Raw genomic sequence first — 25,365 nt, 5'->3', positions numbered from 1 at the left:
TCACTTAAAAAGCACCGCCGATTTCACCACCACTTGCCATACTGCCCACAGCGAGGGCACGCCCACAATAAGCCAATAAATCACAAATTGCACCTTGTGAAGGCTCATCATCATCTTTATTTGTCTGAGGTTTCACATTCATGTTTAGGTATTTTATTTCAGTTAGGAATCAGAGATTTTAATAAACACGAAGCATTTCACTTTTCATTTGCGAAAAAAATGAAATACCCACGCAAACTTTCAGCAGGTGCGAATAATACAGTCATTGGTTTAAGGGACACGGAAGTTGGCAAATTATTTATTGGGGATTCGCGCTCTGAAATCGGCAGCGAAGCTGCAAAGATGAAGTTTGCCAATGAGATTAATCATCTGGTCGTCAAATTTCTCCGATTAGAATTCAATGAACCGATTCAAGTAGAAATGCTTGTTATGCGGCGGCTTTATCCGATTGATTTCAGAGCATAGGAAGTTGAAAGAAGAGAACTGTGGGTCGAAGTGTTCGAAGATGAATTGACAGCGTTACAACGAGCAGGATTTGTACACCGCGATCTGAAAAGACCGTCTAATATCGGCGGATTAGCCTTTGATAATATTTTTCTCACCAGCACCGGTTTAAGGTTGATAGATGTTGGGATCTCAGCGTTGGAACATCAAGTTGGGAAACAAATCTTTGAAAAATATGTGGCGCTTGAGCGAAAAGAAATGGCAGATTTTCGAGAGTACTTTCTAAATCGGTGAACCCGTTCTCATCAGGTGGGGCATTGATATTCCCCATTTTTTTTACTTAAAAAGCACGGCCGATTTCACCACCACTTGCCAAACCGCCCACAGCGAGGGCACGCCCACAATGAGCCAATTCTCTGCTTATCTTATAAACTTATTTGCGGCCTTTAGTGAAACCTTAAACACATTTCAATTTTTCCAGTAATGCTTGCAAGAGAGGTCTTTAATTAAACAAAAATAACAGAAAACGGCGTTAGAAAATTTTTATGAAAACTTTTTAATAAAATGTTTATGTTTAATAAAAGTTGTTGTGCCTTTTTTCTTTTAACCCAAATTGCTCGAATGATGAATATGATGAAAAATACATTTTTTGTTTTGTTGCTGGCTTCCGCGATTTCGCTGAATGCCCAAACGGTCAGTATTCAGGATCAAAATTTCAGAGAAGTACTTGTAAAAAGCTTCACAGGCGTCACGAAAGATGATGCAGCACAAACCGTTACCTTTACTAATCCAAAGGTTAGTGATATAACCAGCATATCGTTTTTTGATCCTCTCGTAATAAACGAAGCAAGAAATATTAGATCCTTTAAAGGAATTGAAGCATTCAAAGAGTTGACGCAATTTGCTTTATCAGATGGGTTGGTTGAGGAAATTGATCTCACTCAAAATGAAAAAATTCAGCTCCTTCAAGTTTGGAGATTAAAAAACGCGAAAACTTTACTGCTTGGAAATAAACCAAGTTTAACTAGTTTTTGGGTTTCAGAGATGCCTTTGAGAGAAGTCGATCTAAGAAATGCTCCATCTATAAATATGGTAATCGTAGATGGCGTTCCAATTGAAAATATCTCCTTCCCGGAAAACAATACTATTCAAGAATTATATATTGGCGGTACAAAGTTGAGTGATCCTTTTGATTTAACGCAATTTAATTCGGTTATTAGGGGAAGCCTAAGTGGAAATAGGATTCCATTCGTTATTAGAAAAATAAACACAGGAAACGAACCACAACTTAGTTTTTCGTTTGATCCCTTTACCCAATTGGTGTCACTTAAGGATAATAATGCTAACACAACAATAAGGCAAAATGAAACCGGGGCATATCTTTTGGGTTCTAAAGAGTTTATGTTGAATGTGACACAAAACCGGGAGTCAACCTTTCAAATTAGAGGCTCAATTGAACAAAATCCTACGTTAGTCGGCGCATTGCCTCCGGGTATTGAATCGCTCTCCAACTCAAGATATTGGGTGATTGAACAAACAGGAAGCATTTCAACGGTAGGGTTAAGATATAATCTCATTGTGAATGTTGGAGAAGTTGAAGGCAATCCGTCAGCAGAAAAAGTACAAATTCTTTACCGTCCAAATAAAACCTCAGCGTGGAAAAATGTCGAGAGCGCATTTCAACGCTTAACCATATTGAAAATTTTCCCGAATGTTATCGTTAATGATTTAACAGCATTTGGAGAATTTGCAATAGGCATTGGAGATAGAGTGATTGAGAATACAGTTCAAAATTTGCCAAGAAAATTCGAGTTGTTGCAAAACACACCGAACCCATTTAATCCAACCACCACAATTCGATACAACATTCCGTCTGCGTCGCGGGTTGAGTTGAAGATTTATGATTTGTTGGGAAGAGAAGTTGCAACTTTAGAAAATGGGGTTAAAGAAGCAGGTGTTTACACGATTCCCTTTAATGGAAACAATCTTGCGTCGGGCATTTACTTCTATAAATTGGTCTCGGGGTCGTTCACTGAAACAAAAAAGATGATGCTTATCAAGTAAAATTTGATCTTTAAAGAAGGAAAAGGCGCATTTAAGATGCGCCTTTTTTTGGTCAAGAATAAAATCAAGATATAGGTTAATGCGAGTTAATCCTGCTATTACTTAAAAAGCACCGCCGATTTCACCACCACTTGCCATACCGCCCACAGCGAGGGCACACCCACAATGAGCCAGTAAAGGACAAGTTTCACGGTTTGTGACGATGACGCTTCCGGTTGTGATTGAAGATTTTTTTCCATTTAAATAACCTCCTTATGATGATATTTTTCAGCGACTTCCCTTACCAAAAAATTGCAGATAAACCCAACGACCAATAACCCCGCCATTATGTACATCGTGATGTTATAGGCATCGGCCTTCGCGACACCCACGCTAATTTGATACTCCCGAATGTAATTCACCAGCACCGGCCCAAGCACCGCCGCAACAGACCACGCCGTGAGCAATCGCCCGTGAATTGCACCCACTTGCATTGTGCCGAAGAGATCACGCAGGTAGGCGGGAATTGTCGCGAATCCGCCGCCGTACATGCTCATAATCACCGAAAAGAGCACGACAAAAAGCACCACGCTGCCAAGTTGACCGGTTGTTGGAATCAGCGCATAAAGCAGCGTTCCTAAGCCGAGGTAAATTATATAGTTCACCTTTCGCCCAAACTTATCGGAAAGAGACGACCAAAAAAATCGACCAACCAAATTAAAAAGCGAAAGCAAAGCCGTGAATCCGCCGCCCGCTGCGGCTGCCATTTTCACCACATCGGCTTCACTCATGCCCGCATCGCGAAATTTTTTGAGAAGAAACATTTCCTGAATCATCGGCGAAGCCTGACCTAAAACGCCAATTCCCGCCGTGACATTCATACAAAGCACCCCCCAAAGCAGCCAAAACTGAGGTGTTGAAATTGCAGCATCGGCACTCACATTGGCTGAGGTTACCAATTTTTTGGGAAGCACAGAGGGATTAAATCCGACCGGTTTCCAATCCGGTGCAGGCACACGTGCTGCAAACGCACCGAAAAGCATAAAGACAAGATAGATGGCACCCATCACTAAAAAAGTTTCCCAAACGCCCATTGACGATGGCGTTTTAAAGGTATTCATCAATTCAACGGCAAGTGGAGAGCCAATCATTGCGCCACCACCAAAACCCATAATCGCAATTCCCGTGGCCATTCCGGGGCGGTCCGGAAACCATTTCATCAGCGTCGAAACAGGGGAGATATACCCAAGTCCAAGCCCAATGCCGCCAACGACACCGTAACCGAAATACACAATCCAAAGCTGATGCAGCCAAATGCCGAGCGCACCGATAAAAAATCCGACCGACCAACATATAGCAGATGCAAACATCGTTTTCCTTGGACCTGAAAGCTCAACCCATTTTCCAAAAAAGGCGGCGGAGAGCCCGAGCATTGCGAGAGCAATACTAAATATCCACCCAAGGTCGGGAATTGTCCAATCAAGCCCTTTTGCCGGTTCTGTAATCCCGATAAGCTTTGTCATTGGAATGTTGAAAACGGAGAGACCATACACTTGGCCGATGCAAAGATGAACAGCAAGTGCCGCCGGCGGAAACAGCCAACGATTGAAATTGGGCGGGGCAATAGAATGCTCACGATCAAGAAATTGGAACATAAATGGTTTGTTTAATGTGCAATAAATTCAGGCGATGAAATATAGAATTTTGAAGGGAGAAATAAAGAAGGAAAGAAAAGAGGATTAAAAGAAACGTAAAATTCTTTTCATGAAGGATTGCGGACGCGCTGCATCGCGAGCTTGACGAGCATCATAAATCTCGGTATGTCCTATTTGGTGAATTTCGACTTTTATCCTTAACTCTTATTTCTTAACTCGCAACTCACAATTCTAAAATTCCTAATAGTCTCTCTTCATCAAATAGGCCGCAAGGCCGAGCAGCATGTCGCGGCCGTCTTTATTGGGAAGTTTAGAGGCAAGTTTCAGGGCTTTATTGTATTCCGTTTCGATAGCATTCTTGGCTTCTTGAACTGCACCACACTTTTCAAAGACCGCCTTCACTTCAGGTACGCGGGATTTATCAATGCCCTTTTCTTTGATTACAGTTTGAAGAAGTGCTCGGTCTTTACCTTTGGCGAGCTCAAGAGATTTAAGGAGGAGAAAAGTTTTTTTGCCTTCAATGATGTCTCCGCCCACGGTTTTGCCCGACTTTTCGCCGCCCATTACATCTAATAAATCATCTTGAATTTGAAAGGCGCGGCCAATTGAACTACCGAAGTCGCGCAGGGCTTTGGCTTGAATGCTGGTTGCGCCGACGGCAAGGCCACCCATTTCAAGTGCAGCTGAAATTAAGCGACCTGTTTTGTAATCAATCATTGTGAGGTACTCGGGCAAGGTGACATTGTGGCGGGTTTCAAATTCTTTATCGAAGGCTTGTCCGTCGCAAACGGTAATGGTGGCCGAAAGAAACAAATCAAGAATTGGGAGTGGATTTTTGACTTTCGAGCGGGTGATGAGTTGATAGGAAATCGCGTGCATGACATCGCCCGAAAGAATGGCGGTATCGATATCCCACTTTTTGTGAACAGTTTCGCGGCCGTGGCGAAGGTCGGCCTTATCCATAATGTCATCATGCACAAGCGTGAAGTTGTGGAGAATTTCAACGGCAAGAGCGACGGGCATAACCGCATCCACTTTATTTGAAATGCACTTTGCGCCAATAATCACCAAAATTGGGCGAATGCGTTTGCCACTTCCGGTGATGATATACCGAGCCGGTTCATAGAGTGACTTCGGCTGGGTTTGCGGAAAAACGGTAATCAATTCACGATTGATTCGGTCGCGAAGCTTGGCAATTTCTTTTTCAACTGATGAAGGCGCAGAGGCCGCAGGTTTTGAATATGGCATTGATGATCCTAAGATTTTCGGGTGATAACCACCGAGTTAATCCTAAAATACAATGAAAACTCGATTCGGAGAGAGATAGAAACGGCTTTGAATCTCAATGGGTCAATCCGTACATTGAAACCAATAATTAACCTAAGGAGTACCGCTATGAAAACAGAAACCCAACCTGAAATCCTTGTTCCACAAAGCCATTTAGAACAAAGCGCGAAAATCGACTCGCATCAACATGATCTATTTCAAAACGGCGAGAATCGCTTGCACGATGATGTGAAAATGCTCGGGAATATTTTGGGCGATGTGCTTACTGAGCAAGAAGGAAGTTCATTTTTAGAGTTAGAAGAAAAAATTCGTCTGCTCTGTAAAGATCTTCGAAGTAAATCACCGTCATCCTCCAATCAAGACCAATTTGATGGTGGGGTAAAGGCACTCACTGAAATCATTAAAGGCTTAAGCCAAAGAGAATCACTTGATTTAATCCGTGCATTCGGAACATATTTTCATTTGCTCAATGTGGCCGATATGTATCACTTTATTCGCCGCGAACGCAAAGCAGCCGCAGGCGGGAATATTCTTCCGGGAGCAATTGAAGAAACCATTCGCGGGTTGAAATCGCGCGGGATAAAGGCAGATGACATTAAAGCCCTCCTTTCAAATCTTGAAATTCTTCCCACGCTTACGGCTCACCCCACCGAGGCATTGCGCCACACCATTCTTCGGAAGCGGCGTCATATTGCAACCATTTTAGAGCGGCTCGATAACCCAAACCACAGCGAGCGCGAACGAATGGAAATGATGGAAGAACTCTACTATCAAATTACTTCGTTATGGCAAACTGAAGAAGCGCGATCTACAAAACTTACGGTGAAAGACGAGGTTCAAAGTCAGTTATACTACCTCGAGCGTGTGTTCTATCCGATTATCCCGGCGCTTTATCACGAATTGGAGCAATCTCTTAAAGCGCATTACCCCGAAGCTGAATTTCACATTCCGCCATTTCTGCGGATTCACTCTTGGACGGGTGGCGACCGCGATGGGCATCCGTTCGTCACGCACGATGTCACGCGCGAAACCTTGCGCTATCTCAAAACCGTGATACTCAAAAAATACTTGGCGTCACTCGAAGCCGCCATTATGAGCCTTAGTGTTTCAACCGCGAGAGTGAAGGTCTCTGATGAACTCTTAGCCTCGATTCAAAAAGATGATGAAGTAATTGGAAAGGAACATATTGAAAAAGAGTGGGCGGGGAAGAATCGAAGCGAAGCCTACCGGATTAAGCTCCGATACATGTATTACAGATTACAGCGTACGCTTGAATCGGTTGATAAAGATCATTTGCATGAGCATGCTTATCATTCAGAAAAGGAATACATCGATGATCTTCGCGTGATCTATAAAAGTTTGAAGCAGCCTAAAACAATTCGGCTTGCCAAGCACACGCTTGAACCGATGCTTAGGCAAGTAGAAATCTTTGGATTCTCATTCGTAACGCTCGATCTTCGGCAACATAGCACCAAGCATACCACGGCAATTGGTGAAATCACCGCACAGTTAAGGATAATTTCAAAATCATATTCAGAGCTCTCGGAAGAAGAAAAAATTAAGTGGCTATCAAATGAAATCAATAGCCGAAGACCAATGATTCCCTTCAAACTGACCTTTAGTGAAGAAACAAATGAAATCATTTCTGTCTTTCGTCAGGCTCGAAAAATATTGGAATTCATTTCTCCAAGAGCCATTCAAAGCTACATCATCAGCATGACGGAAAAAGCCAGTCATGTGCTCGAAGTTTTGCTGCTCGCCAAAGAAGCTGCCTTGATACGCCAAGACGACCACGATGGATATGAAAGCGATTTAACCATAGTTCCACTGTTTGAAACCATCGACGATCTTCAACGCTCCGAAACCTTAATGCGATCGCTCTTTGAAAACCCCGTATATCGTAAGCATTTGGAAGCCCGTGGCAATGTGCAGGAAATTATGATCGGCTACTCCGATTCGAGCAAGGATGGAGGAGTCGCTGCGTCAAATTGGGAGCTTTACAACGCACAGTTCCGATTAAAGGCACTTACCGAACACTACGGCATTAAATTGCGGCTGTTTCACGGCCGTGGCGGAACGGTCGGCCGCGGCGGCGGGGCGCCGGTGCATCAAGCTATTTTGGCTCAGCCGGAGGGAACGATTGACGGAAAAATTAAAATCACCGAGCAAGGTGAAATCATCTCGGCCAAATACTTATTGCCTCACATCGCCAATCGGAATCTTGAACGGATTGTCTCTGCAGTAATGGTGGCGAGCCTTGAGCATCATTCGCCAAAGCACCCTAAAGCGTGGGAGACCGTAATGGCGAAGATTTCGGAGGAAGCTAAAAATGCTTACCGAGGCTTGGTGTATGACGATAAAGACTTTTTGCCCTTTTTCTTAGAAGCCACACCGATTGATATCATCGAGCAAATGGAAATCGGCTCACGGCCTGCACGGCGCGGAGCGAAGAAGCGTATTGAAGATCTGCGTGCCATACCGTGGATTTTTTCGTGGATGCAAAACCGCGCAGCATTACCGAATTGGTTTGGCGTGGGCTCGGGAATTGAAGCGGCAATGAAAGCGGGGACATCGCTTGAAACATTGCAAGAAATGTATGAGAAGTGGCGGTTCTTCAAATCACTGATTGATAATGTTCAAATGATTTTATGCAAATCGGATATGCTTGTGGCGGCTTCGTATGCGGAGCTCGCACACGATAAAGCCAATGCCGAGCGTATGATGCAAGTCATTTCAGGGGAATATGAGCGAACGAAAAAAATCATTTTAGAGCTCACCAAGCAAAAGTCGCTTTTGGAAAACGACCTCACGCTTCAAAAGTCTATAACCTTGCGCAATCCGTATCTCGACCCGATTAGCTTTATTCAAATTTCGGCGTTGAAGCAGTTTCGCGCTCTTGAGCCGGAAGATGAGCAGCGCAAGGCTTTGCTGACGCTCTTACGTGCAAGCGTGAACGGAATCGCGGCGGGAATGAAGAATACGGGGTGATTGATATTTATGGATGAGAATCATTTTTTCGTAGATAGGAGAAATCACACGATAAGACTTTCAAAAGAACGATGGAATCACATTGAAACAAACCATCCCGAATTGCAAGAAAGTTTCGCATTAATTGAAGAAACATTAGTGAATCCCGATTCGATAACATTATCAAAATCAGACAGTGAGATAGAGTTGTACTACAAGTGGTATAAACAAACTGAGGTTGGGAGTAAATATTTATGTGTTGTTGTAAAAAAAAGTGATAAAGATAACTTTATTGTAACAACTTATTTTACCAATAAAATAAAGACTGGGGTAGAGTTATGGAAAAAGAAATAACAATTTGGTTTGACAAAGAGGCAGATTTCTTAGAAGTACTTTTTGAAAAGGAAAAAGGTTTCTTTAGAGAAACAGAGAATGATGCAATAATGGAAAAAGTAAATATGAATGGGGAAATAATCGGGTTTTCTATTCTCAAAGTAAGTCAAATGAACCCAAAACTCCCTTTATCAATTCGGTTAGGAAATCCTGTTTGAAATTCGAGTGATGAATTGGGTAGGGTTGTACCCGTGCTTTTACGCACAAGCGTGAACGGAATCGCAGCAGGAATGAAGAATACGGGGTGATTGATTACTATCGAAAATAAAGTTAAACAACGGTTTAAGTACTCTACATCGATATTTGGAAAGTATAGAAGCTGCTAACTATTTTATGTACAAAAAAACGTACAAGTTTTATGATTACAACCACGGTTTCTGATTTTCGAAAGGATGTTAAAAAGTACCTTGATAAGGTAACCGATGACTACGAGACATTGGTTATCAATCGAGGAAAGGATGTGGGGGTTGTTGTTATCTCTCTTGAGGAATACAACGCACTGAATGCAACCCAGTATGAACTTTCGTCCAAAACAAATGAGAAAAGATTAGACAGAGCAATTAAAAAGTTAAAGGCAGGAAAAGGGAAGCGAAGAAAATTGATTGAAGTTGAATGAATTATGTTTTTAGTGATGAAGCTTGGGAAGACTATCTGTTTTGGCAAAAGACCGATCCAAAAAAGGTTAAAAGAATCAACGAAATTATTTTAGATATCGCACGTAATCCCTACACAGGCATTGGAAAACCTGAACCCTTAAAGCATAAATATCAAGGATTTTGGTCGAGAAGAATCGATGAAGAGCATCGATTGATTTACCAACCAACCAAAGACTCAATTCTTATTGCAAAATGTAGATTCCATTACGATAAATAATGAATTCATTTAATTGAAAATATTAGAGAAAAGCCTTTCACATGTCACTTTTTTCCACCTGTGAATTCCGTTCTTACATCAATCTCATTTGGATAGTCAATCATCATTGACCCCACTTGTAAGCTGGGTTTCACCCGCAACATCACACGCGTGGGCTTTCCACCAACTCCGGCCAAATTAAACGCAAAGTTTTTGAGGGTTTCAAGCGAGCGCCCCGCAAGAGATTTCTTTAAATCAACCGTCATTTCCATTGGAACAATTGCAGTTGCATTTGCTGAAATAGACACTGGCGATGATACAGTTCCGGCCGTCATTTCGAGGTCATCAATAAATAGCCGCCATTGAAATCGTGTCAGAGACGCCGCACGTTGATTCGGGTTTTTCACTTCCACATTCAAACGAAAGGTGAGAGGCAATTCGGCTTGCGTAAGGGCAAGTGTCAGACGCGCAGCATCAGAAAAGGATAGATCAGAAGGCGATGCAATACGCTCCACCGAAATCCCTGCAAGTTTAGGCTCGCTTAAAGACGCTAAGCGAAATTCACACTTCGTGAGCGTCAGGATTCCCTCAACCTGTTTCATCACCGAGGCACAACCATTGAATAAAATCAAAAGTGCTATTACAGAGGCAAGTACTGAAAATCGGAGGAAATTTTTTTTGTTCGGCATTTGGTTAAAAATTTGAGAATGGAACAAGAATAGCTCAACGAAAATAAGCGACAAGCGGTTAAATTGAGGTGAAATAAAGCTAACCAATCTATGTACGCCGAAAAAAAATGGGAAACTTCCCTCGCGAAAACACACTTCGCAAAATCCTTTCCGGGACTTATTGCATCAGCCACAGGAAAGCAAATCGAAAGTGAAATTTCCTTAAACGCCGGTTCATCACTTATACGCTTTACGGATGGAACATTTACACTCAAGCCATATGAAGAGCATGACATTCCCAAGTTTTTAGCGGCACTTCGCGCCTCTGAACATCACCTTCCAGAAGAAATGAAACCGCATTTTGATACGCTTCGGCGCCTCACAGAAGAGGACCGCGAGATGGGGCGTCTTTCAAGAATGGAGAAATTGCTTGGGGCTATTGTCAATAATACCCCGCTCATTCCCGAACTTCCCGAAGCCGTAGCCAAGTGGCTCAATAAAGAAGCGTATCAACCGCCTGAAACAATGCCAGAAAAAATTCGGGTTCAACTTCAAAGAATCCACTTTGCCTTAGAGGAAAACATAACCGAAATCCCAGAACTGCTCGAGGAAGTTCCTAAAGTATTGGATGGCTCAAGTACACTCATTCAATGCGATGTGATGAAAGCCGCAATGAAAAAAATCTAAACTACTGCAACGAATCTCACCGAAATTGAAATGAATAAAGATCTCATTTTTGCGACGCATATGGCACACGCCGTGATGATTGAGGGCGAAACCTTTATGCCCACAAAGTATATGGTGGCAGAACAAAATATCTTGGATTTGCTTATTCAGCGTAGCTCAGAAATGTCGGAAGAAGTCTATCTCACCTACTACAGTTCAGGCGGGGTGCATCGCTCCTACACCTATAACGATTTTCGAAAGCAGGTTTTTCAAACTGCAAATCTTTTAAAGAGTAAGGGCTTGATTGAGGAATCTCGCGTGGCGATTTTGGGCTATAATCATCCCGATGTGGTGGTGTTTTACTTTGCGGCGTGGTGTGCGGGAATGACCGTTGTGCCCCTTAACGCAAGCGAATCGAAAGAGCGGTTGCAATTCATTCTTGAAAACTCCGAAACAGCATTTCTCTTTTATTTGAATGATTATCAACTACTTGCGGAGTCGTTAAAAACGGAGGCACTTGAAATACTTTCGGAAGAGGATTTTCATAAAGAAAAGGAAACCTTTCCCGATTCACTTGCGCTTGGCGGGGTAGTGGACACGCGAAAAAAAGGCATGAGCAATTTTGATGAAAATGCCACCTTTGCCGATCTCGAAACCGAAGCAATGATTGTTTATACTTCAGGTACAACGGGAAACCCAAAAGGCGTTGTTCTTACGCAGTATAATTTACTCGTTGATGCCAATGCCATTGCTCGGCATCACGGGCTTGTGAAGGGAGATGCGATGATGTGTGTTCTGCCTATTCATCATGTTAATGGAACGGTGGTGACACTCGTAACCCCAATGATTTACGGCGGCCGTGTGGTGCTCAATCAAAAATTTTCGACTGAGCATTTCTTTGAGAGGCTGGCGAATGAAAAAGTGCAAATCGTAAGCGTGGTGCCCACCTTACTTCAATTTTTGCACGCAGCCGATATCAACCTCACGAAATATGACTTATCTGGATTCCGTCATTTTATTTGTGGGGCGGGTCCGCTGACAGTCGAGCTAGTCGCGAAGTTTGAAAAGCATTATGGATTTAAAGTGATTCACGGATACGGGCTTTCGGAAACCACCTGCTACTCGTGCTTTCTCCCAACAGAATTAGAAAAAACGGATCACGATCGGTGGCTCAAAGATTTCGGCTTTCCCTCAATTGGCGTACCGTTGCCCATCAATGAAATGGCGATCTTAAATGAGCGCGGCGAAAAAGTGCGTGAAGGCTGGCGTGGTGAGATTGTGATTCGAGGGCACAATGTGATGAAAGGCTATTTCAAAAATCCTGATGCCAATATCAAGGCTTTTGAAAAGGGATGGTTTCACTCCGGTGATGAAGGCTTTTTTAAGGTTGCGGAAAACGGTCAAAAGTATTTTTTTATAACAGGTCGGCTGAAAGAGCTCATTATTCGAGGCGGAGTGAATCTCTCTCCTTTTGAGATTGATGAAGTATTGAATGGGATTGATGGCGTAAGAGCGGCGATTGCCGTGGGGTTCGAGAATGATTGGTATGGCGAGGAAGTGGGTGCGTATGTTTCGCTGAAATCTGGCGTGGTGAAGAGTAAAGAAGAGATAATTTCTGAATGTGCTAAAAGGTTACCTTTTCAGAAATGCCCGAAGGTGATTGTCTTTGGTGACGAGATTCCCGTTACATCAACAGGGAAGTATCAGCGTGGCAAGGTGAAGCATCTTTTTGCAGAGTGGAAATCGGTCCAGTTTAAGGGATAAAAATTAAGCGGAATTGGTATGGAAAATCATGAAGTGACTTGGACGATGACGCTTGAAGAAGTACGAGCGATGAAAGCCAAATATGAGCTTTTGGATGGTGATAACGAAGAAAAAAATGGTTTTTCTACTTCGAAGGAAAGAGAGTCGTTTCTAATTTTTGCTAATGAAAATATTTTGAATTGGTTGAAATTGGTACAAGCAGATGAAGTATTAGAAGAAAAAACTTGGGAAAGGGTTAGACGACAAAAAGCACTCTATGAATGCGGAAAAGATAAAGAACTATGGAAGGATTTGATGCAACTCTCGCAAGAATAGATTCTCTCTGTAAAAGAAGTAATCTTGATTATATCGTAATAGGTGGCGTTGCCGTTATGTATTATGAAAGCGCCCGCCAAACCACGGATATAGATCTATCGGTTGACACAGAAATAGGCGAGTTTAATAAAGTCGTAAATATTTTTACATCAAATGGGTTTAGAGCTGTAAAAGAAAACCCATTAGTATTTTTTGAAAGATATTTTGTTTTACCACTTATTGACGATGTGAACGGTATAAAAGTGGATGTGGCTGCCGGAGTTGGTGGTTTTGAAAAATTAAGTATTTCACGAGGAAAAAGAGTAACATTTGGGAATGCCGAATTCAATATCGCCACGCCTGAAGATATGCTTATCTTTAAACTCTTTGCTGCAAGAGAGCGTGATATCGCTGATGTAAAATATTTAATTCGTCGTTTTAGAAAACAATTAAGTATCCCTTATCTCAAAAGCACGGCGAAGAAATTTCAAGAATTGGAGCGGGGCGATATCTTAGAAAATTTAAATCGGTTTTTGGGCGAGTAAGCCATTTCAATTTTTATTTAACGATCGTAATCATCGAAAATTTTTACAGCAGTATGTCAGCATCACACAGCTCTAACGAGAACGGGCATCATCATCAGGATCATCATAATGGCGAGCATGCCGCAAAGCAACAGCGCTTTGCGCACGGCAGTCACGGCGATAGCCTTGAACCCTCAACCGGAATTCAAGAGTTTCATGCACGCCACTCCGAAACTCCGGAATCTATTTTTTTCACTGAAGATGAAAAGAAAAAGGTACAAGCCCTTGTTGAGCGATACCCCTCCAAAGAATCTGCGGTGATGCGCGCACTCTGGATGGCACAGGAAAAATTTGGGTGGCTCTCGATTGAAGCCATTAATCTTGTTGCAGATTCTATTCCAATGCCGAGAGCGGATGTCTTTGGTGTGGCAAGCTTTTACACGATGTATTGGAAAAAGCCAGTGGGGAAAACGCATTTGGCCATTTGCACCAACATTTCTTGTATGCTTTGCGGCGGATATGAAGTCTATAATTATGTGAAGAAGAAATACGGCATTGGAAACGGCGATGTCACACCTGATGGATTGCTCTCTTTGGAAGAAGCCGAGTGCCTTGGCGCTTGCGGAATGGCGCCGGCAATGCAAGTCAATAATTACGACTACATCGAAAACTTAACGATAGAAAAATTAGAGTCTTTTCTCAAAGAAAAAGGACTTTAAGGAAATTCAAAAAAAAATAATCAACTCATTTAAGAAGCACGAAATTCAAATCAATTCAGTTTTTGAATAATGGCAGAAAAACAACTTGAAACGCTTCTTTCTCCAAGCGATTACTTGGCATTGGAAAGAGCCTCTGATGTGAAGCACGAGTATGTTTCGGGAGAACTGCGGTTGATGGCGGGAGCTTCAAAAAGGCACATTCTTATAACAATAAATCTTGCCTCGGCTCTTAGAAAGGAATTAAAGGGGAAACCTTGCAAAACTTACGCCAACGAAATGAAAATCACTGTTGGAAAACAAGAGCGCTATTTTTACCCCGATATCTCCGTTATCTGCGGAAATTCATCATTCATTGAAGACGATGTTGCCGCGGATGCAGTATTGATTGCTGAGGTGCTTTCACCTTCAACCGAAAAGTATGATCGCGGGGAGAAGTTCAAGAGTTACCAGAACCTACCTTCGCTGAAAGATTATCTTTTGGTATCACAAGAAAAAAAGGAAGTGGAGTGGTATCACAAAGTGGGAGAAAATGAGTGGCATTACTCTCGGTACACCAACCCAAATGATGAGTTACATTTCGACGCCATTGGTGCGGGATTGAAACTGGAAGAGGTGTATGAAGAAGTTTGGGAGTAAGACTACCAAGGGTAAAACGGGAACGCTTTAAGGTGAGAATAGAAAAACTTCATATCAAAAATTTCAAAGTCTTTGCTGATGCTGAAATCAAAGAGCTTTCCAACATGTGCGTCTTTTTGGGCGCAAATGGTTCAGGCAAGTCAACGCTTTTCGATGTTTTTGGATTTTTGAGTGCGTGCTTGAAAAATAATGTGCGTTCAGCCATTAACAATCGTGGCGGGTATAAAGAAGTTGTCACTCGTGGCAAAGAAAAAGAAGACATTGAGTTTGAAATCAAGTTCAGAAATGAGGGCAAAACAAAACAGCCCATCATTACCTATCAACTCAGTGTGGGGCAAGAATCGGGGAAAATCGTTGTAAAGAAAGAGATTTTAAGTTATAGACGAGGAAAAACCGGACGGCCTTACCGATTCTTAGATTTTTCAAACGGTGAGGGGAAGGCAATTGTCAATGAAGAAGAGTTTGAAAAAGAGAAACAAGATTTCAAAGAAGAGAGAAAAGATTACAAATTAGACGCGCCAGATATATTAGCCATTAAAGGACTGGGTCAGTTTCAAGAATTCAAAGCGGTAGCTGATTTTCGGAGGTTGCTTGACAATTGGTATATCGCCAACTTCCAAATACCAGACGCCAAAAAAAGCCAAGACATCGGTGTAAGTGAAACACTCTCGCCAACAGGCGATAACCTCGCTTTAGTTGCCGATTACATCTATGAGAATCACCGTGAGACCTTTAATAAAATTTTGGAGAAAATGAAACAGCGCGTTCCGGGCATTTCTCAAGTTGATGCTGAGAAAACATCCGACGGCAGAATCGTTTTGAGGTTTCAAGACGGCGCATTCAAAGACCCGTTTATTTCTCGCTATGTCTCTGACGGAACACTAAAGATGTTCGCCTACCTAATTCTTCTATACTCTCCCAATCGCTATCCGCTTCTCTGCATTGAAGAACCTGAAAATTATCTTCATCCTGCTCTACTTAAAGAACTTGCAGAAGAATTTCGCGATTATGCCAATCGCGGCGGGCAAGTCTTCATTTCCTCGCACTCACCAGATTTTGTGAATGCTTTAGAAATTGATGAACTTTTTTGGCTTAAAAAAGAAAATGGTTATACAACGATTCACCGCGCACAAGATGACGACCTCGTCAGTCAATTGACAAAGGAAGGCGATAAACTGGGTTGGCTTTGGAATCAAGGCTACTTAAAAGGCAGCAACCCCAATTCTTAGGGCGATGAGAGTAGAATTTCTTTTAGAAGAAGAATCAATGAAAAATGTTTTGGAAATTCTACTTCCACAGATTTTACCGGATTCTTACAAACTAAACGAGAACTGCTTTCTAAGACCGCACAACGGCAAAAGCGATTTGAGGAAATCTATTTCAAACAAAGTAAAGGTTTTCTCCCGCTTATATGAGCCAACAAAAATTGTAATACTGCACGACCAAGATTCCAATGATTGCAAAGCCTTAAAAAAAGACTTGAAAAAGATATGCGAAGTGAATGGCAACTGCCCGGTTTTAATTCGAATCCCGTGCAAAGAATTAGAGTCGTGGTATTTGGGTGATATGGAAGCGATAGAACAAGCGTACCCTCGTTTTAAGGCAAATAAATTTCTAGGTAAAGAAAAGTTTAGAAATCCGGATTTATGCCAAGCAGCAGAAGAATTGAAAAAGTTGATTCCCAACTTTCAAAAAGGAGTTGCCTCAAAATCAATCCCGAACTATATGAGTCTTGAAAAAAAAACATCGCCAAGTTTTAAGGAGTTTGTGAGAGGTGTGAAAAAATTTCTCAATTGAAATGTTATTCCCGCACCATCACCACTTCTTCGGGCGGGACACAAGGAAACTCAACAATAAATGCCGAGCCTTTGTCTTTCCCCTCCGACTCCGCCCAAACCTTTCCGCCAAATAAATCCACATACTGTTTCACAATCGAAAGCCCTAAACCCGTTGAAGATTCGCCTGCTGTGGGTTTCGCTGAAAGTCGTTGAAATTTTCCAAAGAGTTTTGTCTTGTCTTTCTCCGTCAGCCCCTGACCTTGGTCGCGAACAGAAAGCCGAACAAAAACCTGCGGTTTTGGTGAAGAAAAGGCTTCCAAACTTTTCGCATCGGTGATTGCCTCTAAAGAAGGTGTTTCAGAGGAATCAATTATCATTTTTTCTGTAGAAATAAAAACCGGTTTTCCGATTGGAGAATATTTGATAGCATTTGAAATAAGATTATCAAAAATATCCATTAGCCGCTCTTCATCGGCTATCACATAGGTTTCCCGAGAAAGAGAAATTTGGAGTTTCTGGTTTTTTGCTTCGGCAAGTATAAAATTATTCTTAGCCGCAGCCGCCACAATTTGGTTAAAGTCCAAAACTTGAAGATTGAGATTCAATGTCCCGCTTTCAACGGCCGACATCTTCAGCAAATTCGAAATGATGTTGAACATGCGAGTCGAAGAATTGTAGATGTAATTCGACATCTCAACCACTTGCGCAGGCTTATCGGCTTCTTCTTCAATCAATCGCGAAAAGCCCATTATGGTTTGAAGCGGATTTTTTAAATCATGCGCAGCAATTCCTAAAAGCTCAGACTTCAGTTTATTGGCCTGTTCTGCTTCTTCCTTTCGCTTTTCAGCATCTCTGCGAAGTTGCTCGGCTTCTTTAAGCGATTTCTCAAGTGCAACATTCGCACGCTTCAGTTCGGTATTTCGCAAATAATAAATTTCCTTTTCACGCTCCATCCGAATAACTTCAAAATTGACTTGAAGGCTTCGCATCTTACGGCGCGTTTCTTCATTAAACATTTCTTCTTTAAACATCGTGAACTTCCGTTGTGCATCTAGCGCATTCACAAAATCACCTTCAATTTCATACGCCGCTGCAAGGGCCTGATACACATCGCATAAAATTTCCTTGGCATTAATTTGCGTGGCAATATTTAACGCTTCTAAGATATTTTCGAGCGCTTTGGCATAATGACCCAAGCTATGGTAAATGCGTCCAATATTATTGTAAGTAATGGCAAGGCTATTCTTATCGCCCATTTCATCAAAAATGGTGAGGCTGATAAAATGGTAATCAAGGGCTTTTTCGTAGTTGCCAAGTGTATGATAAAATGAGCCAATATTGAGAAACGCCGTGGCATAGCCCTGCGTATCCCCAATGGAATCGGTGAGTTTCATGCACTTGATGTGATAATCAATGGCATTTACGACATCACCCATCTTTTCATAAACAAGACCAATGTTATTGAGCGACTTCGCCTGACCTTGCAAATCGCCACTCGATTCTTTGATTTTCAAACTGCTCAGATGATACTCAAGAGCTTTATCATAATCCCCTTGCTTTTGATAGATATTGCCGATGTTATTTAGCACTGTCGCTTGGCCTTGAAGGTCATTTAAGGATTGAAAGTGCTTGGCGCTTTTGAGGTAGCTATCAAGCGCAGAGGCATATATCCCAAGTCCTTCGTAAATCGTACCAACAATATTAAATGTAGAGGCTTCTCCATTCTGATCATTGAATCGTTCAAAAAGCTCTAAAGCCTCCAGCGTTTTTAATAGACCATCTTCATAGTTTGAAAGCAAATAGCTGCAAATCCCTTCGTTTCGCAAACTGTAGGCTAAGCCAATTTCATATCCGATTTGAATGGAAAGTTGATTGGCGATTCCGGCATACTCCATCGCGGCGTGGGTATCGATAAAGCGTTTTTCCCAAGCAATTTTATTGAGGAGATTAACCCGCTCTTTTGGGTCGCGGATTTCCGAGAGCCGGGATTCAAGTTGATTAATCGAGTCAGGCGCTGATTGCATAAAACTTTTCGGCAAAGCCAAGATAAAATCGAAAGGAAAAGGATATAAAAGAAAAGTAATTTAATCAAAGCTGCTCTTAATCCCGATCCTCTCGAAATTTTGCATAACGCAAAGACAGCTCTTTTGCTTTGTAAGCTGGGTAAAGGCTTGCAAGTATCGAAATAAAAAGTGTAGCTAAAATGACAACAATAAAATCGGAGTACTCGATAAACACCGGATAGCTTGAAATAATAAACCCTTCAGAATATGGCAAACGAATTAAACCAAACTGTATTTGAAGGTAAAGAATGAGAGCCGAGACCAAAATACCACCGCAAATTCCAATGAACGCCACCATACACCCTTCCATTACAAAAATGAGTTGAAGGGCAGTGTTGCCAAGTCCGGTGCAAGAAAGGATGAAGAGATCTCGGCGCTTTTCTATGGCTGTCATTGTGAGTGAGCCAATCAAACTGAGCGATGCAATAAGTACTGCAAGCAAGAGAATGGCAAAACTTCCCCATTTTTCAAGCTTCATTACCCGAAAAAGTGCCTCATGCTTTTCATCCAACCCCGTCGCGCGAAACCGATTGCCATACCCATTTTCTTCAAGCCACGATTGGAGATAGCGGCGTTTGGCTTCGAAATCAAATCGTCCAAAATTGCCTTCTTGAAATCGAACGGCCACCCCACTGGCTTCAAAAGGCTTGAGAGAAAGATTATCTTGAACCGTTTTGAGGCTTGCGACAATCGTAGCATCATCATAAAGGCGATGCGACGAAAACACATTTTCAATCGTGAATGCTGGGGGCTGTAGCACGCTGGGTAAAAACGGATTTTCAAGTGCTTCAAGACCTGCACTTACCAGTTCAGGCGTAAGCAACCGAATGGGTTCATTTGGCTCTAGTGAATAGGAACGAGAAACACCCACGCCAATCGCAATGCCGTAAGGCGAAAGGTTATTGTGCCCAAAAATAAATTGTGAAGATAAGTTTTGAAGCGAAGTTTCAGAAACCGCTTTCAGTGTAACCATTGCGCTTTGCTTTTGGCTTAACATTAAAACTTTTGTAGAGATAAATCGCTCTGCAGATTGAAATCTTCGTTCTTCTTTTAATTCTGTTAGCAAAGAATCTGGAAAGACACCATACTTGCCGGAAAGCGGAATAATCTCTGTTTCAGTTTCAATCGTCAGAAATAAATCGCTCACGATTGCCCTAAATCCATTTAAGACCGAAAGCACAATGCAAATAATGGCAACGCCAAGCACTAAGCCGGAGATACTTACGCCTGTTATCATATTAATCACCCGCATTTTCTTCTTCGAAAAAATAAAGCGGCGCGCAACTGAGAAGGCTGTTTTGAATTCGGGAAAGGTCACAAAATAAAGTTGTCGTACAAAAAATTGACGCGAAGAAATTATTCCTTAATTTTTGGGGATATAAACCAAAAATTTATATGAAGCTATGAAAATCCCCGAGAAATATCTCCGTCATATTTGGAAGAATCAATACTTTAATCGAGAAACGCTCGCCACAACCACAGGTGAAAAAATACAGGTACTTGGCACTGGAAAATTAAACCCCAACGAAGGTCCTGATTTTATCGGCGCAAAGCTAATCATCGGTACAAGGCAGGTTGAAGGTGATATTGAAATTCATCAACGCACTTCCGATTGGAATCGACACCGGCACAGTGAGAACCCACACTACAACAATCTCATTTTACATGCCGCTCTTCACTGCGATTCCAATATGCCTGAAGGCACACCATTGCTAAACCTAAGAGATCATTTAAGCCAGCCTTTTCCTTTGGTCATTTCAAATTGCTTGCGCGATGAATCACTCCTTTTAGCAGGCGAAATGCTGGCTTGCAATGGGCTTGTGGAGGAAGTTGATGACCGACTTAAAATGGAATGGATTTCATTTCTATCCGATTCACGATTTGAAACCAAAGCCGAGTCTTTTAATCATCACGCGCAAGAAATGCTTGAAGCAGCCGTATATCAAGGCGTTGCGCGGGCATTAGGCTACAGTGAAAACGCCGCACCAATGGAAGAATTAGCAAAGCGCGTACCGCTTTCTCTTTTCGCAGGGTGCAAAGCACTTTCATTTGAAGAGCGTCGGAATAAAATCGAATCGGTTCTCTTTTGGGTATCGGGATTAATGGCAGGGAACGAAGAATCACCGAAGGTCAAAGAGCTTCAAAGTCAATTTGAAGCATTGGCAAAGGAGTCGCCTGAAGTGAAAACCATAATCCCAATGAAACCTGAGGATTGGATTTTCTTTCGGTTAAGGCCATCAAATTTTCCTACGGTTCGAATTGCAGGCTTAGCAGAACTAACTTCAAAGCTTTTGGTAAGAGGCTTTTACGGAGAGGCAAAAGCCATTTTTGATATGAAACTCCCCACTAGGCGAAAACTCAAACTGCTTGAAAGTCTTTTCTCAGCGGAGTCTTTTGGGCATTGGTTAAAGCATGTGCGATTTCAGCAAAAAGAAAAAGAATCGAGTAAAGAAAATGACAATCTGCTTCCTAAATCCTTGATTGGGAAAACACGAAGTGCAGAAATCATCTTAAACATCATTTTACCCGCATTGTATAAAGGCTATGAAGGAGATGAAAAAGCCTGCCAAGAAGTTCACGAACTCTACCGAGCTTATCCAAAAACGCTTAGCAGTGAGCTTGCAAGAAATACAGCGACCGCAATTCTGGGTGAAGGTTACACCATTAAGAGTGCGGCATTTGAGCAAGGAATATTAGAACTGCGAAAGAATTACTGTAAGCCCTTTCGGTGCCTTGAGTGCAATATTGGGCAAGCCATTTTTTCCGAAAAAGAAGATTCCAATCCTAACGTGTTCGAATAACGGCAATTTTACCCACACCGCCTTGCTTTCCATCGGCGCTCACGGCCACAGCCAAATAAATTCCGCTCGCCACCCATTGCCCCGATTGATCCTTTCCGTCCCATTGAATTGCACCTGCCGGGGTTGCGCCGATCTCGCGAACCAAAGCACCGCTAAAGCTTAGAATCTTCACGGTTGCATTGCCCGCTAAACCTCGAATGGTAAGCGGCGAAGCGGAGGGTAATCGATAGGGGTTTGGATAAACAAAAAGCGCTTCGATAGTGCTTGCAGCGCGAACAGCTGAGGTTGTAAAGGCAGAAAGACCACGATCGGTTGCAAAATAAAATGTGCCCGTTGCCGAATTATACGAAATTGAGCGAACCGTATTTGATAAAAGCGGCGAATTGGCGGTTGTGAATTGAGCTTCTATGCTTGTGCCGTTGGCACTTAGCACCCAAATACCATTTGGAGAACTGAACCATTTTCGATTTGCAGCATCAACAACAACGCCTGTTAAAGCCTCACTGCGTAGCTCGAAAACCGTTGTTGCTGAAGGTGTACCGCGTGGGTATGGATCGAAAGAGCTAAGTGAAATTGAACCGACATCGCTGCTCGAAAAGAAAGACGCTGCGCCGCGGTCTGTTGCAAGCCAAACGGTTCCATCAAGATCTTCAGCAATGGCATTGATACGAGAGTCAGGCAAACCGCCAAAGTTGGGCTGTGTGGTTAGTTGATACCACCGGTCGTCTGCAAGGGATTCAAGCGTGCGACGATCGTCGAAAACCGCGATTCCACGTCCAACCTCAGTGCCTTCACGAAGAATAATCCACTTTCTTCCATCGCTCGTTACAAAAAGACCGAAGGCATTGGCGCCCGTTGGGATTTCCGTTTGAAGTCCACTGCTGCCAAAACTTTTCACTGCGCGTGATTGCTCCGGTGAAAAAGCGTAAATGGGATTCGAGCGAGTACCTAAACTTGGCGCCCAAATGAGATTAGACCGGCGTTCGTAGCCTAATGCAGCCAATACCACAAAACTTGTATCGGAAGGAATGCCGGTAAAGTCGCCTGTGGTGTTGTTAAAAACTTTTACTGAGTCAAAAGAATCGAATTCGAAAATTCCACCGCCCCAAGTGGAGATATATGTCTTTTCTCCAACGGAGAGCACATCATTAAACTGACGGATAGGTTGAGAATTCAAAACCCGAAAATTATCATAGTTTTTCCAAACGCCATTCAGCTCTAAGCGCGAAAACCCTGTAGCACCGCGGTTTTCGGACGCAGAACTTCCCCAAACTCTGCCAAAACCATCAACCCGAACGATATCAAATCGAGAATTTTTTGGGGCATTCGGCGTCAATGATTCCGGTGAGGATGGAAGTGATAAGTTTAGCCGCCGAAGTGAAAGTGTTTTATCAGCAATCCAAAGAAAATTGTTTTGCACAGCCCCTCGTGAATATTGAGCGAAATCAGTTGAAAAAAATGTTCCGCTTCGCGTCAAGAGCCCGTTAGAGGTGAGAATCAAAAATTCGGACGATGGAGAAGTTGAATTGATAAATAGCCCAAAGGCGGCGCCACTTCGTATGAATTGAGAAGAAGTACCCGAGATAAATGAGGTTCCAAAATCTCCTGTGGCAAAAAGTGAATCCGATTTGATAAGCAAATCTCGTGCGCCACTTGTCCCGGAAATATTCTGCCATTCCGAAGGCGCAAGTAAATTCAAGGAAGATAAAGACGCTCGTGCAACACCTGAGGCTGTGGCTGCAAAGAGATGTGTTTTTGTAAAAGCAATTCGGCGAACCGCTGTTCCGCTTGGAAAAGAACCAAAACGGGTATAACTCTCTTTGAATTCTTTTCTAAGCGGAAGAAATAACGCGATTCCAAAATCTGTTGCCACCCAAAGCGTATCGCCTTGAATGACCAAATCTCGAATCGATTTTGAAGGGAAATCCGTAATTCGAGAAAGATCGAAAAATGCCTCTGTTGTTTCTCGCTGCGTATCGAAATAGCCAAGCACGCCACTTTCAAAACCAACCCATAGCCCTTTGCGAATGGAATCATACATCACAGCGGTTACGCGTGTGTCCGGTAGGCCTTCTGTATTGGTGAATGTTTTAAAAGTGCCTGATGATGTGCGATATCGATACAAGCCGCCCTCCGTTCCAACCCATAAGGTGGAATCATTTTCAACCGCGATTGATGTGGCGATATTAAAGGATGTGTAGCTTTTCCATTGACCCAAAATTTGAGCGTGAAGCGGAAGAGCGGTTGTAAGTAGAGATAAAAAAAACACAATGAAACGGGTTAAACCAACTGCTGAAAAAAAATGCAACGGAATCTTCCACTTCAAAGAGCGAGTGTTGATCGCAAAGATTGAATTCAAGTTTGAAGTAATAGCCAAAATGATTTAGGTGAGCTTTTCATGAAATTGAAGTAAAGCAACTTGTTAAAATAGAGGAAATATTTCGAACTGAAAGACCCGACTTCTTCAATAACTTAGGAGATGAAATCAATATGAAAAAAATGAATCCAATCAGACCTGAAATCTTTCACCCCTATCTTAACCTTATCGCCGCTCAAAGTACACGCGAAGGCGGTATCAGCCCTGTGCCTTATGATTCACTGAATTTGGGCAATTCCACAAACGACAACCCGGAAAATGTCGATCAAAATAGGCATCGTTTTTTTTCGCACTTGGGTTATCGTTTATCGCAGGTTGCCCTTTCAAGACAAATCCACGGGAGCAGCATTTTGAAAGTTGAAATGCCCGGAATTTATGACGGATTTGACGCACTTATGACAAACCAAACCGGAATTTTGATTGGTGTTTCGATTGCTGACTGTGCCCCAATCCTTCTGCACGACCCGAAAAAACAAGTGATTGCAGCCGTTCATGCCGGGTGGCGCGGTGCAAAAGATAAAATTCTGAGCAAAACGATTATCGCCTTACACGCACAATACGGTTCTAATCCTGCTGATATCTTGATGTTTATCGGAGCATGTATCGGGAGTGAAAAATTTGAAGTCGGCGAGGAAGTCGCCGAAGCCTTTGACCCACTCTTCAGCAGGGAATCTAAAATTCAAGGGAAATTTCTACTTGACTTAAAATCAGCGTTGGCAAAAGAAGCGGAAGAGAATGGGGTGAAAAGGGATAAAGTGGAAATCTCAACTGAGTGCACGGCCAGCTCTCCAGACCGATTTTTTTCGCATCGAAAAAGCGGCGGTATCACGGGAAGAATGCTTGCTGTCATTGGGTTAAAGTAAAAAAATAGAAACAAAAGCTTATCTGAATCACATTAACTTCATAATTATTTTTCTAATTATGACACTCTTAAAATCTTAAATACACAACGATGAAAAAAATTCTCTTTATCATCACACTTTTAATTGCTTTTACTGCGGCGGAGTCGAACGCGCAATTTCGACAGAACACTTTTTTGGCTGGTGCGGGCATTGGTCTGGGAACGAGTGACAAAGTATTTCCATTGGGCGGACAATTGGAATGGGGCGTGACACCCAAACTCGGCATCGGTTATATTGGTGTCGGTGTAATGGGAGGTATCAATTTTGTGAGCGGTGGAAGCAACATTTGGCTCGGAGCCCACGGAAGCTATCATTTCGATATCCAATCAATACCTCAACTCGACTTATTTGTAGGCTTAGGGTTAGCTGTCACTGATGGTGCATCATCATTGGGCTTACAAGGTGGAGCGCGTTACTTTTTTTCACGCAATCTTGCCGTATTTTTAAAAGGAGGAGACGGTTGGTATCGCGGTTTTATTGGTATTGATTTTTCACTGTAATCAAAAACGAACAGGTGGTCTTGGCTGCAAAT

27 protein-coding genes are annotated in these 25,365 nt (G+C 42.5%); 19 read left to right on the top strand and 8 right to left on the bottom strand.

Annotation, left to right across the window (positions count from 1 at the left end; genetic code table 11):
* Positions 1-4 precede the first annotated feature (4 nt).
* Entirely contained in the window at positions 5-142 is a 138-nt protein-coding gene (locus tag SFU91_13995) for a hypothetical protein (protein ID MDX2130142.1), read from the bottom strand.
* A 77-nt stretch (positions 143-219) separates the two neighbouring features.
* Here SFU91_13995 and SFU91_13990 point away from each other — a divergent pair, with 77 nt between their 5' ends.
* The 3 genes from SFU91_13990 (at position 220) to SFU91_13980 (ending at position 2,508) form a co-directional block, all read left to right on the top strand.
* Positions 220-465, top strand: a complete 246-nt coding sequence (locus SFU91_13990) for a hypothetical protein (protein MDX2130141.1) — start codon at positions 220-222, stop codon at positions 463-465.
* A 30-nt stretch (positions 466-495) separates the two neighbouring features.
* Positions 496-738: a hypothetical protein gene (locus SFU91_13985; GenBank protein ID MDX2130140.1), complete on the top strand. Its 243-nt coding sequence runs from the start codon at positions 496-498 to the stop codon at positions 736-738.
* A gap of 336 nt (positions 739-1,074) precedes the next feature.
* Positions 1,075-2,508: a T9SS type A sorting domain-containing protein gene (locus SFU91_13980; protein MDX2130139.1), complete on the top strand. Its 1,434-nt coding sequence runs from the start codon at positions 1,075-1,077 to the stop codon at positions 2,506-2,508.
* A gap of 98 nt (positions 2,509-2,606) precedes the next feature.
* Here the strand turns inward: SFU91_13980 and SFU91_13975 are convergent, their stop codons facing one another.
* The 3 genes from SFU91_13975 to SFU91_13965 form a co-directional block, all read right to left on the bottom strand.
* On the bottom strand, positions 2,607-2,747 hold the full coding sequence (locus SFU91_13975) for a hypothetical protein (protein ID MDX2130138.1): 141 nt from the start codon (positions 2,745-2,747) through the stop codon (positions 2,607-2,609).
* A complete protein-coding gene (locus SFU91_13970; protein MDX2130137.1) occupies positions 2,748-4,142 on the bottom strand; it encodes an OFA family MFS transporter in 1,395 nt (464 codons plus the stop codon).
* Positions 4,143-4,382: 240 nt separating this feature from the next.
* On the bottom strand, positions 4,383-5,390 hold the full coding sequence (locus SFU91_13965; protein MDX2130136.1) for a polyprenyl synthetase family protein: 1,008 nt from the start codon (positions 5,388-5,390) through the stop codon (positions 4,383-4,385).
* Positions 5,391-5,537: 147 nt separating this feature from the next.
* Here SFU91_13965 and ppc point away from each other — a divergent pair, with 147 nt between their 5' ends.
* The 5 genes from ppc to SFU91_13940 all read left to right on the top strand — a co-directional run bounded on the left by ppc (position 5,538) and on the right by SFU91_13940 (position 9,662).
* On the top strand, positions 5,538-8,417 hold the full coding sequence (gene ppc, locus SFU91_13960) for a phosphoenolpyruvate carboxylase (GenBank protein ID MDX2130135.1): 2,880 nt from the start codon (positions 5,538-5,540) through the stop codon (positions 8,415-8,417).
* A 9-nt stretch (positions 8,418-8,426) separates the two neighbouring features.
* Positions 8,427-8,750, top strand: a complete 324-nt coding sequence (locus SFU91_13955; protein ID MDX2130134.1) for a PBECR2 nuclease fold domain-containing protein — start codon at positions 8,427-8,429, stop codon at positions 8,748-8,750.
* Positions 8,735-8,947, top strand: a complete 213-nt coding sequence (locus SFU91_13950) for a DUF2283 domain-containing protein (GenBank protein ID MDX2130133.1) — start codon at positions 8,735-8,737, stop codon at positions 8,945-8,947. The genes SFU91_13955 and SFU91_13950 overlap by 16 nt, the downstream gene beginning before the upstream one ends.
* A 200-nt stretch (positions 8,948-9,147) precedes the next feature.
* The gene (locus SFU91_13945) at positions 9,148-9,405 is read left to right on the top strand and encodes a type II toxin-antitoxin system prevent-host-death family antitoxin (protein ID MDX2130132.1); all 258 of its coding nucleotides are present in this window, start codon (positions 9,148-9,150) and stop codon (positions 9,403-9,405) included.
* Positions 9,402-9,662 (top strand): Txe/YoeB family addiction module toxin, encoded by a 261-nt coding sequence (locus SFU91_13940; protein ID MDX2130131.1) that lies wholly within the window; start codon positions 9,402-9,404, stop codon positions 9,660-9,662. Before SFU91_13945 ends, SFU91_13940 begins: the two co-directional genes overlap by 4 nt.
* Positions 9,663-9,706: 44 nt before the next feature.
* Here the strand turns inward: SFU91_13940 and SFU91_13935 are convergent, their stop codons facing one another.
* On the bottom strand, positions 9,707-10,330 hold the full coding sequence (locus tag SFU91_13935; protein ID MDX2130130.1) for an LEA type 2 family protein: 624 nt from the start codon (positions 10,328-10,330) through the stop codon (positions 9,707-9,709).
* A 90-nt stretch (positions 10,331-10,420) separates the two neighbouring features.
* Between SFU91_13935 and SFU91_13930 the strand changes: the two genes are divergently transcribed.
* The 8 genes from SFU91_13930 to SFU91_13895 all read left to right on the top strand — a co-directional run bounded on the left by SFU91_13930 (position 10,421) and on the right by SFU91_13895 (position 16,709).
* Positions 10,421-10,996 (top strand): hypothetical protein, encoded by a 576-nt coding sequence (locus tag SFU91_13930; GenBank protein ID MDX2130129.1) that lies wholly within the window; start codon positions 10,421-10,423, stop codon positions 10,994-10,996.
* A 30-nt stretch (positions 10,997-11,026) separates the two neighbouring features.
* Positions 11,027-12,739, top strand: coding sequence for a class I adenylate-forming enzyme family protein (locus tag SFU91_13925; protein ID MDX2130128.1), 1,713 nt, complete (start codon positions 11,027-11,029; stop codon positions 12,737-12,739).
* Between the two features lie 18 nt (positions 12,740-12,757).
* Positions 12,758-13,054, top strand: coding sequence for a hypothetical protein (locus tag SFU91_13920; protein ID MDX2130127.1), 297 nt, complete (start codon positions 12,758-12,760; stop codon positions 13,052-13,054).
* Positions 13,021-13,578: a nucleotidyltransferase gene (locus tag SFU91_13915; protein ID MDX2130126.1), complete on the top strand. Its 558-nt coding sequence runs from the start codon at positions 13,021-13,023 to the stop codon at positions 13,576-13,578. Before SFU91_13920 ends, SFU91_13915 begins: the two co-directional genes overlap by 34 nt.
* A 53-nt stretch (positions 13,579-13,631) precedes the next feature.
* Positions 13,632-14,276 (top strand): NAD(P)H-dependent oxidoreductase subunit E, encoded by a 645-nt coding sequence (locus SFU91_13910; GenBank protein MDX2130125.1) that lies wholly within the window; start codon positions 13,632-13,634, stop codon positions 14,274-14,276.
* Between the two features lie 69 nt (positions 14,277-14,345).
* Positions 14,346-14,912, top strand: a complete 567-nt coding sequence (locus tag SFU91_13905; GenBank protein MDX2130124.1) for a Uma2 family endonuclease — start codon at positions 14,346-14,348, stop codon at positions 14,910-14,912.
* 32 nt (positions 14,913-14,944) lie between these two features.
* Positions 14,945-16,141, top strand: a complete 1,197-nt coding sequence (locus SFU91_13900; protein MDX2130123.1) for an AAA family ATPase — start codon at positions 14,945-14,947, stop codon at positions 16,139-16,141.
* A 4-nt stretch (positions 16,142-16,145) separates the two neighbouring features.
* Complete coding sequence (locus SFU91_13895; protein ID MDX2130122.1) at positions 16,146-16,709, top strand: DUF4276 family protein; 564 nt, start codon at positions 16,146-16,148, stop codon at positions 16,707-16,709.
* Between the two features lie 4 nt (positions 16,710-16,713).
* Here SFU91_13895 and SFU91_13890 read toward each other — a convergent pair whose 3' ends face one another.
* The gene (locus tag SFU91_13890) at positions 16,714-18,714 is read right to left on the bottom strand and encodes a tetratricopeptide repeat protein (GenBank protein ID MDX2130121.1); all 2,001 of its coding nucleotides are present in this window, start codon (positions 18,712-18,714) and stop codon (positions 16,714-16,716) included.
* 76 nt (positions 18,715-18,790) lie between these two features.
* Complete coding sequence (locus tag SFU91_13885; GenBank protein MDX2130120.1) at positions 18,791-19,990, bottom strand: FtsX-like permease family protein; 1,200 nt, start codon at positions 19,988-19,990, stop codon at positions 18,791-18,793.
* A gap of 166 nt (positions 19,991-20,156) precedes the next feature.
* Between SFU91_13885 and SFU91_13880 the strand changes: the two genes are divergently transcribed.
* Complete coding sequence (locus tag SFU91_13880; GenBank protein ID MDX2130119.1) at positions 20,157-21,554, top strand: DUF2851 family protein; 1,398 nt, start codon at positions 20,157-20,159, stop codon at positions 21,552-21,554.
* On the opposite strand, the gene SFU91_13875 is transcribed toward SFU91_13880, so the two are convergent.
* Entirely contained in the window at positions 21,538-23,931 is a 2,394-nt protein-coding gene (locus SFU91_13875) for a hypothetical protein (protein ID MDX2130118.1), read from the bottom strand. The two genes, SFU91_13880 and SFU91_13875, sit on opposite strands and share 17 nt — an antisense overlap.
* 122 nt (positions 23,932-24,053) lie before the next feature.
* Here SFU91_13875 and pgeF point away from each other — a divergent pair, with 122 nt between their 5' ends.
* A complete protein-coding gene (pgeF, locus tag SFU91_13870) occupies positions 24,054-24,794 on the top strand; it encodes a peptidoglycan editing factor PgeF (protein ID MDX2130117.1) in 741 nt (246 codons plus the stop codon).
* A gap of 89 nt (positions 24,795-24,883) precedes the next feature.
* The gene (locus SFU91_13865) at positions 24,884-25,333 is read left to right on the top strand and encodes a hypothetical protein (GenBank protein MDX2130116.1); all 450 of its coding nucleotides are present in this window, start codon (positions 24,884-24,886) and stop codon (positions 25,331-25,333) included.
* The last annotated feature ends 32 nt before the right edge of the window (positions 25,334-25,365 follow it).

Source organism: Chloroherpetonaceae bacterium, from assembly GCA_033763895.1.
GTDB lineage: Bacteria > Bacteroidota > Chlorobiia > Chlorobiales > Thermochlorobacteraceae > JANRJQ01.
This window is presented reverse-complemented; position numbering and strand designations above follow the sequence as displayed.